The sequence below is a fragment of the Pseudomonas sp. DCB_AW genome, assembly GCF_026240895.1.
GTDB lineage: Bacteria > Pseudomonadota > Gammaproteobacteria > Pseudomonadales > Pseudomonadaceae > Aquipseudomonas > Aquipseudomonas kermanshahensis.
Map to the genome: position 1 here is coordinate 18,344 of NZ_JAPFCE010000062.1, position 11,992 is coordinate 30,335.

Consider the following 11,992-nt stretch of genomic DNA (forward strand, 5'->3'; position numbering starts at 1 on the left):
GGGAGCGGGTTTACCCGCGAAAGGGCCCGCCCAGGCAACACAAAAGAAGGCACCCCTCGCGGTGCCTTTTTTTCATCTGCAGAAACGCTTTACATGCTGCCAATTCATCAGGTTAGAATCAGTTGGCACGCGACTTGCCAGTCAAGCCCCCTTCCCGCGATATCCCGGAGTACCTGCCTTTGGATGCCAGCACCATCAACAGCCTGTTTCTGATCGGCGCATTGCTGGTGGGTGCAAGTATCCTGGTCAGTTCGCTGTCCTCTCGCCTGGGCATCCCTATTCTGGTCATCATTCTCGCCGTCGGCATGGTCGCCGGCGTGGACGGTGGCGGCATCATCTTCAACAACTACCCGACCGCCTACCTGGTGGGCAACCTGGCACTGGCGGTAATCCTCCTCGACGGCGGCCTGCGCACCCGCGTGGCCAGCTTCCGCGTGGCGTTGTGGCCGGCGTTGTCGCTGGCCACGGTCGGAGTGATGATCACCACCGCCCTCACCGGCCTGGTAGCGGCGTGGCTGTTCAACCTGAGCCTGATCCAGGGACTGCTGATCGGCGCCATCGTCGGCTCCACCGACGCCGCGGCGGTGTTCTCGCTGCTGGGCGGCAAAGGCCTGAACGAACGGGTCACCGCTACGCTGGAGATCGAGTCGGGCAGCAACGACCCGATGGCAGTGTTCCTCACCGTCACCCTGATCGACATGATCGCCAGCGGCCAGACCGGGCTGCACTGGAGCCTGCTGACCCACCTGCTGCGCGAGTTCGGCATCGGTGGCCTGCTGGGCCTGGGCGGCGGCTGGCTGATGCTGCAACTGGTCAACCGAATCAACCTGGCCGGTGGCCTGTACCCGATCCTGGTGGTGGCGGGCGGCCTGGTGGTGTTCTCGCTGACCAACGCCCTGCATGGCAGCGGCTTCCTCGCCGTGTACCTGTGCGGCCTGGTATTGGGCAACAAACCGATCCGCAGCCGCCACGGCATCCTGCACATGCTCGACGGCATGGCCTGGCTGGCGCAGATCGGCATGTTCCTGGTGCTGGGCCTGTTGGTCACGCCGCATGACCTGCTGCCGATCGCCCTGCCGGCCCTGGGCCTGGCACTGTGGATGATCCTCATTGCACGCCCGCTGTCGGTGGTCGCCGCGTTGCTGCCGTTCAAGGCCTTCCATGGCCGCGAGAAGGGCTTTATTTCCTGGGTCGGCCTGCGCGGCGCGGTACCGATCATTCTGGCGGTGTTCCCGCTGATGGCCGGGCTGCCCGATGCGCAGCTGTTCTTCAACCTGGCGTTCTTCATCGTGCTGGTGTCGCTGCTGGTGCAGGGCACCAGCCTGCCGTGGATGGCCAAGCTGCTGAAGGTCACGGTACCGCCAGACCCAGCGCCGATCTCCCGCTCGGCGCTGGAAGTGCACATCACCAGCGAGTGGGAGCTGTTCGTCTACCGCCTGGGCGCCGAAAAATGGTGCATCGGCGCGGCCCTGCGCGAGCTGAAGATGCCCGAAGGCACGCGGATTGCCGCACTGTTCCGTGGCGAACAACTGCTGCACCCGTCGGGCAGTACGGTGCTTGAGGTGGGCGACATGCTCTGCGTGATCGGCCACGAACATAACCTGCCCGCGCTGGGCAAGCTGTTCAGCCAGGCGCCGCAACGCGGCCTGGACCTGCGTTTCTTCGGCGACTTCGTGCTCGAAGGCGATGCCGAACTGGGCGCCGTGGCCGCACTTTACGGCCTGAAACTCGACGGCCTGGACGCGAAAATGCCGCTGGCACAGTTCATCCGACAAAAGGTCGGAGGCGCTCCAGTAGTAGGCGACCAGGTCGAATGGCATGGCACGATCTGGACCGTGGCGACCATGGACGGGAACAATGTCCAGAAAGTGGGCGTCAGATTCCCCGAAGGAACGCGACCCGGACCAGGATTGTTCCTCTAAACTCCGTTTCTGCCTGATCCACAATGTAGTCTGCCTATGTCCCTGCGCGTGTACCTTCGCACAGCCCTGCTCGGGCTGTGCTTGTCCCTCTCGTTCGCGGCCACCGCGAACGCCGCGGCCGAAGCGCCGACCACCGCCAGCATCCAGCACAGCCTCGACAAGATCGCCGAGCGCAAGCTGCCCGAGGCCGATCAGAAGGCCCTGCAGCAGGTGCTCGAACAAACCCTGAGCCTGCTGGCCACCAAGGAAGACAACGAGCGCAAGTTGGCCGCGCTGAAGCAACAGCTGGCCGGCGCACCGAAAGAAACCAGCGACAGCCAAAAAGAATTGGCCCGGCTCAAGGAGAGCAAGCCGCAGCCTGTCGCCCAGCGCTATGCCACCCTCTCGGTGCCCCAGCTGGAGCAACTGCTCAGCGAGCGCAGCACCCTGCAAGGCGAGCTGCAAAAGGCGCTGTCCGAAGCCAACAGCCTGATCATCAATTCCCAGACTCGCCCAGAGCGCGCCCAGGCCGAGATCAGCAACAGCCAGGCCCGCTCCCAGCAAATCAACAACGCCCTCAAATCTGGCAAGGACAACGGCAAGGCGCTCAACGCCGACCAGCGCAACCAGCTCAGTGCCGAGCTCGCTTCGCTCAACGCGCTGACCCTGCTGCGCCGCCAGGAGCTGGCCGGCAACAGCCTGCTGCAAGACCTTGGCAATGCCCGCCACGACTTGCTGATCGAGCGCGCCGCACGCCTGGAGCAGGAGATCCAGGACCTGCAGACGCTGATCAACGACAAGCGACTGGCCCAATCCCAGGAAGCAGTCACCCAGCAGTCGATCGAAGCCCGGAAGGCCGGCGGCAGCAGCCTGTTGGCCACCGAAAGCACGATCAACCTCAAGCTGTCCGACTACCTGCTGAAAAGCACCGACCGGCTCAACGAGCTGACCCAGCAGAACCTGCGCACCAAACAGCAGCTCGACAGCCTGACCCAGGCCGACCAGGCCCTGGACGAGCAGATCAACGTGCTCAAGGGCAGCCTGTTGCTGTCCAAGATCCTCTACAAGCAGAAGCAGACCCTGCCGCACCTGAAGGTCGACCGCGACCTCGCCGACCAGATCGCCGACACCCGCCTTTACCAGTTCGAAATCAACCAGCAGCGCGAGCAGATGAGCAGCCCGGTCACCTATGTCGACAAGCTGCTGGCCAACCAGCCGCCGGAAGACGTCACGCCGCAACTGCGCAAGGCCCTGCTGGAAGTGGCGATCACCCGCACCGACCTGCTGGAGCGCCTGAACCGCGAACTGTCGGCGCTGCTCAACGAATCGATCACCTTGCAGCTCAACCAGAAGCAGCTGCTGGGCACGGCCCAAGGCCTGCGCACCACCCTCGACGAGCAGATGTTCTGGATCCCCAGCAACAAGCCGCTGGACTGGGACTGGCTGCGCTATGTGCCGGAGCGCTTTGCCAGCCAGGTCGCCGACCTGCCCTGGGGCTCAGGCCTCAAGGAGCTGGCCGATGGCTTGAGCCAGCGCCCGCTGCTGTTCTTGCCGCTACTACTGGTGATTGGCGCCCTGTTGTGGCGGCGCAAATACCTCTACCTGCGCTTGAGCAAGGTCCACCAGGACATCGGCCACTTCCGCCGGGACAGCCAGTGGCACACGCCCCAGGCCATCCTGATCAACATTCTGTTGGCGATGCCGGTAAGCCTGGGCCTGGCCCTGTGCAGCTATGCCCTGCAGATCGACGCCCGCGGGCAAAACGCCAACCTCGGCGCGGCGCTGTGGCAGTTGGCCCAGGCCTGGCTGGTGTTCTACACCGCCTACCGCATCCTCGCCCCTGGCGGCGTGGCAGAAGTGCACTTCCGTTGGCACAAGCCGCAGGTCGAATTCCTCCGGGGCTGGGTGCGCAGGCTGGGTACCGTGGTGCTGGCACTGGTCGGCGTGGTGGCGGTTGCCGAGCACCAGCCTTCGGCACTGGCCGATGATGTACTCGGCATCGGCGTGGTGCTGACCTGCTACGCGCTGATGGCCTGGCTGCTCAGCCGCCTGCTGCTGAGCAGCCCGGCGCACCGCGACACGTCGCTGTTCCGCAAGGCCGTCGGCGTGGCGTTCACCGCCCTGCCGATCGCCTTGTTCGTCGCAGTGTGCTTCGGCTACTACTACACCGCGCTGAAGCTGACCGACCGGCTGATCTACACCCTGTACCTGCTGCTGTTCTGGCTGGTGATTGAAGCGGCGTTCGTGCGGGGCCTGTCGGTGGCAGCACGGCGCCTGGCCTACCAGCGCGCCCTGAGCAAACGCGCAGCGGCCAAAGAAGGCCTGGATGGCGAAGTCATCACCGAAGAGCCGACGCTGGACATCGAGCAGGTCAACCAACAGTCGCTGCGCCTGATCCGCCTGGCCTTGCTGGGTGGTTTCATTGCCGGCCTGTACTGGGTGTGGTCGGACCTGATCTCGGTGTTCGCCTACCTCAACAACTTCACCCTGTACGAATACACCAGTGGCACCGGCACTGCCGCCAGCATGGTGCCCATCAGCCTGGGCGACCTGCTCGGCGCGCTGGTGATCGTCGGCATCACCTTCGCCCTGGCCGGCAACTTGCCGGGCTTGCTCGAGGTGCTGGTGCTGTCACGCCTGAACCTGGCCCAAGGCAGCGCCTACGCCACCACCACGCTGCTCTCGTACACCATCGTCGGTATCGGCATCGTCAGTACCCTGTCGACCCTCGGGGTGAGCTGGGACAAGCTGCAGTGGCTGGTAGCGGCCTTGTCGGTTGGCCTGGGCTTCGGCATGCAGGAGATTTTCGCCAACTTCATCTCCGGCATCATGATCCTGTTCGAGCGCCCGGTGCGCATCGGCGACACCATCACCATCGGCAACCTGTCCGGCACGGTGAGCAAGATCCGCATCCGCGCCACCACCATCACCGACTTCGACCGCAAGGACATCATCGTCCCCAACAAGACCTTCATCACCGGCCAGTTGATCAACTGGTCGCTGACCGACACGGTCACCCGGGTGACCTTGAAGCTGGGCATCGACTACGGCTCCGACCTCGACCTGGTGCGCGACCTGCTGCTCAAGGGTGCCCATGAGAACCCGCGGGTACTCAAGGACCCCGAGCCGATCGTGTACTTCCTCAACTTCGGCGAAAGCTCGCTGGACCACGAACTGCGCATGCACGTGCGTGACTTGGGCGACCGTAACCCGACGCTGGACGAGATCAACCGGTACATCAATCGCGAGTTCAAGGCGCATAACATCAAGATCTCGGTACGCCAGGTCGAGGTGTTCTTGATGGATCAGAAGGGTGGCAAGCAGCAGTTGATTCCGCTGGAGCAGCCGAAATCGGATGGCACTGAAGCGGTATAAAGGGGCTCGAATACCGTATTCTGTTCTGAATCCTTGCGAGGGCTGCGCCCTCGATCGCAGGCAAGCCAGCTCCTACAGGGGCTGCGCCAGCCCCAAGCTCAGCGCTGATCCGGTAGGAGCTGGCTTGCCTGCGATGGGCCGCGAAGCGGCCCCCTTGGCACCGATTTCCAGGAGCAACCCGTGAAAGCCCTCGACCAACTCAGCTTCGACAACCGCTTCGCCCGCCTGGGCGATGCGTTCTCCACCCAGGTCCTGCCCGAACCTATCGCAGACCCGCGCCTGGTGGTGGCAAGCGAGTCGGCCATGGCCCTGCTCGACCTCGACCCCGCGCAAGCCGACTTGTCGGTGTTCGCCGAGTTGTTCAGCGGCCACAAGCTCTGGGAAGAAGCCGACCCACGCGCGATGGTCTACTCCGGCCACCAGTTTGGCTCGTACAACCCGCGCCTGGGCGATGGCCGTGGCCTGTTGCTGGCCGAAGTGCTGAACGATGCGGGCGAACATTGGGACCTGCACCTCAAAGGCGCTGGCCAGACCCCGTATTCGCGCATGGGCGACGGCCGCGCCGTGCTGCGCTCGTCGATCCGCGAGTTCCTCGCCTCCGAAGCCCTGCACGCCCTGGGCATCCCGACCAGCCGGGCGTTGTGCGTGATCGGTTCGAGCACCGCGGTTTGGCGTGAAAGCCGCGAAAGCGCGGCCATGCTCACGCGCCTGGCACAGAGCCATGTGCGCTTCGGCCATTTCGAGTACTTCTACTACACCCGCCAGCCCGAGCAACAGCGCGTGCTGATCGACCATGTGCTGGAACAGCACTACCCCGAGTGCCGCGAGGCCGAACAGCCCTACCTGGCCATGTTCCGCACGATCGTCGAGCGCAACGCCGAGCTGATTGCCCGTTGGCAAGCCTATGGTTTCTGCCACGGGGTGATGAACACCGACAACATGTCGATCCTCGGCATCACCTTCGATTTCGGCCCTTTTGCCTTCCTCGACGACTTCGACGCCAACTTCATCTGCAACCACTCCGACGACCGTGGCCGCTACAGCTACAGCAACCAAGTGCCTATCGCCCACTGGAACCTCAGTGCGCTGGCCCAGGCGCTGACCACGGTGATCGAAGTGGAACCGCTCAAAGAGGCGCTGGGGCTGTTCTTGCCGTTGTACCAGGCGCATTACCTGGACCTCATGCGCAGGCGCCTGGGCCTAACGACCGCCGAGGATGAAGACCTCGCCCTGGTCGAGCGCCTGCTGCAATGCATGCAAAAGGGCGGCGTGGACTACACCCTGTTCTTCCGCAAGCTGGGTGAACAGCCGGTCGCCGAAGCGCTGAATGTCGTCCGCGACGACTTCATCGACCTGCTGGCATTCGATGCCTGGGGCACAGACTACCTTGCCCGCTGCGCGCGTGAGGCCGGCAACGGCGAAGGGCGGCGTGAACGCATGCATGCGGTGAACCCGCTGTACGTGCTGCGCAACTACCTGGCGCAGAAGGCCATCGAAGCGGCCGAGGCCGGGGATTACAGTGAAGTGCGCCGGCTGCACCAGGTGCTGAGCCGGCCGTTCGAGGAGCAGGCCGGGATGCAGGCATACGCCCAGCGGCCGCCGGAGTGGGGCAAGCACCTGGAAATCAGCTGTTCATCGTGATGCCTGGAAGGTGTTTGCCTTGAGGTTTTCTGTGCCTGTAAGACCGAGCGCCGCGCGGGCGGCGCTCGGTCTCTGCCCCACCACAACGCTCACGCCCTACCCTTCAACCCCTAAGCGTTTTCTTCCAACAACGAATGCAACGCCACAAACTGCTGGGTCAGCTTGTGCCGTGGTTCCAGGTGAATCAGCGGCAAGCTGGCGTGGTGCGACTCGCGCATCTTCACCGAACTGCCCAGGTAAACCGGTAGCACCGGCAGGCCTTCGGCCAGCAGTTCGTCGAGCATCTGCTGGGGCAGGCTGGCGCGGGACTGAAACTGGTTGACCACGATGCCCTCGACCAGCAGGTCCTCATTGTGGTCATCTTTGAGCTCTTCGATTTCCGCCAGCAAGCCGTACAGAGCCTGGCGCGAGAAGCTGTCGCAATCGAAGGGGATGAGCACGCGATCGGCCGCGATAAGCGCAGAAACCGCATAAAAATTCAGCGCCGGCGGCGTGTCGATGTAGATCCGCTCGTAATCCTCGTCCAACTCGTCGAGCAACTTACGCAGCTTGTTGATCTTGTGCTTGGCCTCAAGCTTGGGCTGCAGGTCAGCCAGCTCGGCGGTGGCCGTCACCACATGCAGGTTGTCGAACGGCGTTTCGTAGATATCGACCTTGTTCTTCTTGCTGAAGGGCCCGCTGGACAGGCTTTGCTTGAAGAAATCGGCGATCCCCATGGGGATATCTTCACCCGTCAGGCCGGTGAGGTACTGAGTCGAGTTTGCCTGGGCATCCAGGTCGATCAACAAGGTCCGGTAACCTTCGCTGGCACTGACCGCCGCCAGGTTACAAGCGATGCTCGACTTGCCCACGCCACCTTTCTGATTGAACACCACGCGCCGCATGAGAGAACTCCGTGTATCAACGAATGCCCGAGTATGTGGTGGCTCGCCAGCTAAGGCCAGCGGCAATTGTCGGGTGATGATAGCGAACTGATCGCGATGCCCGAGCGCGCCTACGAAGGCTTCGTGACCTGCCCGGTCAATAGCTCGGCAAACGCCTTGGCCATCGCTGAGCTGCCGTGTTCGCGCTGCACCAGCCATACTGCGGTCATCGCGCCTTCATCCAGCAAGGTGCGGTACACCACCCCCTCGATGCGCATGCGCTGGAACGAGGCCGGCAATACCGAAACCCCTAGCCCCGCCGACACCAGGCCGATGATGGTCATCGCCTCCCCCGCCTCCTGAGCAAAATGCGGGCTGAACCCGGCGTGCCGCGCCAGGCTGAGCAATTGCGCATGCAGCCCACTGCCATAGCTGCGCGGAAAGAACACGAACGGCTCATGCGCCAGGGAGGCCATGTGCACCCCCTGCTCCGTGCCCACGGCCAAGGGGTGCGAGGCATTGATCACGGCCACCAGCGGCTCGCGAAACAGCTCGGTCGCCACCAGGCCCTCCGGCAACGGCATGGGCCGCATCAGCCCCACCTCGATGGACTCGTCAAACACCGCTTCAGCCACATCACGGCTGCTCAACTCCTTGAGGTTCAGGTGCACGGCCGGGAAGCGCTGACGAAAGGCATGGATTGCCTTGGGGATTTTCGAGGTGAACGGCGCCGACGAGGTAAAGCCGATCTTCATTTCGCCGAGCTCGCCAAGTTGCGCCCTGCGCGCCACATCGGCTGCCTTCTCCACCTGTGCCAACACCTGGCGTGCTTCTTCCAAGAACAACCGCCCCGCCTCGCTCAATTCGACCCGACGATTGGTACGGTCGAACAAACGGGCACCCAGCTCCTGCTCCAGCGCCTGGATCTGCTGGCTCAACGGGGGCTGCGAAATACCCAGCTGCTGGGCCGCGCGGCCAAAGTGCAGCTCTTCTGCCACAGCAATGAAGTAACGCAGATGGCGCAGTTCCATGATCGGCTCCAAACAAGTCGCTAAACGTCTTAAATAGGTCGAACAATATATTGGATCTAATCATTAGCCAGCTATATGCTTTTTTCATTGCGCCAGAGGTACCCGCCCGTGAAAACTGCTGTAGCTCCCCTTCCCGTCGACCCAGAACCTGCCCCCCTTAACGAAATGTGGATCGAGAAAGGCACCCCCGCCTTCATGAAGACCGTGCTGGCCCTGTTCAGCGGCGGCTTTGCCACCTTCGCCCTGCTGTACTGCGTGCAGCCGATGATGCCCCTGCTGTCGCAGGAGTTTTCCATCAACGCGGCACAGAGCAGCCTGGTGTTGTCGGTGTCGACTGCCATGCTGGCGTTCGGCCTGTTGATCACCGGGCCGATCTCCGACCGCATCGGGCGCAAGCCGGTGATGGTGTTTGCGCTGGTGTGCGCGGCCCTGTCGACCTTGGCCAGCGCGGTGATGCCGACCTGGGAAGCGGTATTGGCGACACGTGCACTGGTCGGCCTGTCGTTGAGCGGCCTGGCGGCGGTGGCCATGACTTACCTGAGCGAAGAGATCCACCCGCAGCACATCGGCCTGGCCATGGGCCTGTACATCGGCGGCAATGCCATCGGCGGCATGTGCGGGCGCCTCATTACCGGGGTACTGATCGACTTCGTCAGCTGGCACACGGCGATGCTGACCATCGGCGGCCTGGCACTGGTCGCGGCGCTGGTGTTCTGGAAGGTCCTGCCCGAATCACGCAACTTCCGCCCGCAGGCCGTTAACCCACGCAGCCTGCTGGACGGCTTCGTCATGCACTTCAAGGACGCCGGGCTGCCTTGGCTGTTCCTCGAGGCATTCCTGCTGATGGGCGCCTTCGTCACGCTGTTCAACTACATCGGCTACCGCCTGCTGGCAGGGCCTTATCACATGAACCAGGCGTTGGTCGGCTTGTTGTCGGTGGTGTACCTGTCGGGTATCTACAGCTCTGCGCAGGTCGGCGCACTGGCGGACAAGCTGGGGCGGCGCAAGGTGTTCTGGGTCAGTATCGTGGTGATGGCGGGCGGCTTGCTGATGACCTTGGCCAGCCCGCTGCTGATGGTGATTCTCGGCATGCTGGTGTTCACCTTTGGCTTCTTCGGTGCCCACTCGGTGGCCAGCAGCTGGATCGGGCGGCGGGCGTTGAAGGCCAAAGGGCAGGCTTCGTCGCTGTACCTGTTCTGCTATTACGCGGGGTCGAGTGTGGCCGGGACGGCAGGTGGGGTGTTCTGGCATGCATGGGGGTGGAATGGCATCGGGCTGTTCATCGGCAGCCTGTTGGCCGTGGCGTTGCTGGTGGCGTTGCGCCTGAGCAAGCTTCAGCCGAAAACGGCTTGAGGCCATTCGCGGGTAAACCCGCTCCCACAGGTATGGCGCTGGCCTCAAGGGTAGTGCAATCCTGTGGGAGCGGGTTTACCCGCGAAAGGGGCCTCGGATCAGTTGATGATCTCGACGATATCCACATCCACTTCACGGCTCATCAGGTGCTTCTCCACCTCGCCGGTCAGCTTGACCTTGGTCTTGTCGTTGAACGGGGTCGGTGGCAGGTCCTCATCGTCGATCTCGACGGTGATGGTGCCGGTGTTGTCCTTGAATTCGTACTTGTCGTCGTTGTTGATCTTCTTGGTCACATAACCCTGCAGCACCACCGGGGTGTCATCGGCTGCGTCGTTGGCGGCGGCGACAGTAGTGACCGACTGGGCACCTGGGCCGGTATAACCAGCGGCCAGTGCAGCGGTGCTGAACAAAGGGGCGAGGATCAGGGCGAGGTAACGAGCTTTCATGGGAATCAGGTCCTGTTTCGGTTTCGATGGGACCAGATTAACGACGATCGCTGAATTCAAACTTAATACAAAAAACCCGGCATCAAGGCCGGGTTTTTTGTGCAGTGCATCAAATCACTGGTGGTATTGCGCCGACAACTCGTGCACGGCGTTGATGAACGCACCCGCGTGCTCTGGGTCGACTTCCGGGGTAATACCGTGGCCGAGGTTGAACACATGGCCGGTGCCCTTGCCGTAGCTGGCCAGAATACGCGCCACTTCCTTGCGGATGGCTTCGGGCTTGGCGTACAGCACGGTCGGGTCCATGTTGCCTTGCAGCGCAACCTTGTCACCGACACGGCGGCGGGCATCGCCGATCTCGCAGGTCCAGTCCAGGCCCAGTGCATCGGCACCGGCTTCGGCGATGCTTTCCAGCCACATGCCGCCGTTTTTGGTGAACAGAATGACCGGCACCTTGCGCCCGTCGTGCTCGCGGATCAGCCCGCTGACGATCTTGCGCATGTAGGCCAGCGAGAACTCCTGGTAGGCCGCCGCCGACAGGTTGCCGCCCCAGGTGTCGAAGATCTGCACAGCCTGGGCACCGGCCAGGATCTGGCCGTTGAGGTAGCTGGTGACCGACTGGGCAAGCTTGTCCAGCAACAGGTGCAGGGCTTGCGGGTTGTCGTAGGCCATGGCCTTGGTCTTGCGGAAGTCCTTGGACGAACCGCCTTCGACCATGTAAGTGGCCAGGGTCCATGGGCTGCCCGAGAAGCCGATCAGCGGTACACGGCCGTTGAGCTCGCGACGGATGGTGCTGACGGCGTCCATCACGTAGCCCAGGTCCTTCTGCGGATCAGGGATCGGCAGTGCCTCGATGTCGGCCGGGGTGCTGATGACTTTCTTGAAGCGCGGGCCTTCGCCGGTTTCGAAGTACAGGCCAAGGCCCATGGCATCGGGGATGGTGAGGATGTCCGAGAACAGGATCGCCGCGTCCAGTGGGTAGCGGTCCAGCGGCTGCAGGGTAACCTCGCAGGCGAACTGCGGGTTCATGCACAGGCTCATGAAGTCACCGGCCTTGGCACGGCTGGCGCGGTACTCCGGCAGGTAACGGCCAGCCTGGCGCATCATCCAGACCGGGGTGACGTCTACGGGTTGCTTGAGCAGTGCACGCAGGAAACGATCGTTCTTCAGGGCAGTCATGTCGGCATCCGGCAAAAAAGTGCGGGCATTTTCTCAGACGCCAGCACAAAAGGCACGGCCAAGGCCATGCGTTTTGTCTATTGGGTGCCTTGGATCAAGCAATTTTGTATACAAAACGCCAAAGGAGCTGCTTTGCAGCCCATCGCGGCACAAGGCCGCTCCCACAGCAGGAATGCACTTCCCTGTGGGAGCGGCCTTGTGCC

8 protein-coding genes are annotated in these 11,992 nt (G+C 63.0%); 4 read left to right on the forward strand and 4 right to left on the reverse strand.

Annotated elements, in window-relative coordinates:
• Positions 1 to 179 precede the first annotated feature (179 nt).
• The 3 genes from OO306_RS22915 to selO all read left to right on the forward strand — a co-directional run bounded on the left by OO306_RS22915 (position 180) and on the right by selO (position 6,917).
• Entirely contained in the window at positions 180 to 1,922 is a 1,743-nt protein-coding gene (locus OO306_RS22915; protein ID WP_027592369.1) for a potassium/proton antiporter, read from the forward strand.
• A 36-nt stretch (positions 1,923 to 1,958) separates the two neighbouring features.
• Positions 1,959 to 5,276 carry a mechanosensitive channel MscK gene (gene mscK, locus OO306_RS22920; protein ID WP_265970000.1) on the forward strand — a complete coding sequence of 1,106 codons (3,318 nt, stop codon included), beginning with the start codon at positions 1,959 to 1,961 and terminating at the stop codon, positions 5,274 to 5,276.
• Positions 5,277 to 5,456: 180 nt separating this feature from the next.
• Positions 5,457 to 6,917: a protein adenylyltransferase SelO gene (gene selO, locus OO306_RS22925; RefSeq protein ID WP_265970001.1), complete on the forward strand. Its 1,461-nt coding sequence runs from the start codon at positions 5,457 to 5,459 to the stop codon at positions 6,915 to 6,917.
• Positions 6,918 to 7,027: 110 nt separating this feature from the next.
• Here the strand turns inward: selO and OO306_RS22930 are convergent, their stop codons facing one another.
• Entirely contained in the window at positions 7,028 to 7,801 is a 774-nt protein-coding gene (locus OO306_RS22930) for a ParA family protein (protein WP_027592366.1), read from the reverse strand.
• A 110-nt stretch (positions 7,802 to 7,911) separates the two neighbouring features.
• Positions 7,912 to 8,811, reverse strand: a complete 900-nt coding sequence (locus tag OO306_RS22935; protein WP_027592365.1) for a LysR family transcriptional regulator — start codon at positions 8,809 to 8,811, stop codon at positions 7,912 to 7,914.
• Positions 8,812 to 8,976: 165 nt separating this feature from the next.
• Between OO306_RS22935 and OO306_RS22940 the strand changes: the two genes are divergently transcribed.
• Positions 8,977 to 10,164 (forward strand): MFS transporter, encoded by a 1,188-nt coding sequence (locus tag OO306_RS22940; protein ID WP_238215769.1) that lies wholly within the window; start codon positions 8,977 to 8,979, stop codon positions 10,162 to 10,164.
• A gap of 98 nt (positions 10,165 to 10,262) precedes the next feature.
• On the opposite strand, the gene OO306_RS22945 is transcribed toward OO306_RS22940, so the two are convergent.
• Positions 10,263 to 10,610: a YgiW/YdeI family stress tolerance OB fold protein gene (locus OO306_RS22945; protein ID WP_099430675.1), complete on the reverse strand. Its 348-nt coding sequence runs from the start codon at positions 10,608 to 10,610 to the stop codon at positions 10,263 to 10,265.
• A 114-nt stretch (positions 10,611 to 10,724) separates the two neighbouring features.
• Positions 10,725 to 11,789: a uroporphyrinogen decarboxylase gene (gene hemE / locus OO306_RS22950; protein WP_027592362.1), complete on the reverse strand. Its 1,065-nt coding sequence runs from the start codon at positions 11,787 to 11,789 to the stop codon at positions 10,725 to 10,727.
• Between the last annotated feature and the right edge of the window lie 203 nt (positions 11,790 to 11,992).

Bases quoted from the DNA above. Each gene is read 5' to 3' on its own strand.
- mscK (WP_265970000.1), top strand. From the start codon at position 1,959: ATGTCCCTGCGCGTGTACCTTCGCACAGCCCTGCTCGGGCTGTGCTTG.
- OO306_RS22930 (WP_027592366.1), bottom strand. From the start codon at position 7,801: ATGCGGCGCGTGGTGTTCAATCAGAAAGGTGGCGTGGGCAAGTCGAGC.
- OO306_RS22935 (WP_027592365.1), bottom strand. From the start codon at position 8,811: ATGGAACTGCGCCATCTGCGTTACTTCATTGCTGTGGCAGAAGAGCTG.
- OO306_RS22940 (WP_238215769.1), top strand. From the start codon at position 8,977: ATGTGGATCGAGAAAGGCACCCCCGCCTTCATGAAGACCGTGCTGGCC.
- OO306_RS22945 (WP_099430675.1), bottom strand. From the start codon at position 10,610: ATGAAAGCTCGTTACCTCGCCCTGATCCTCGCCCCTTTGTTCAGCACC.
- hemE (WP_027592362.1), bottom strand. From the start codon at position 11,789: ATGACTGCCCTGAAGAACGATCGTTTCCTGCGTGCACTGCTCAAGCAA.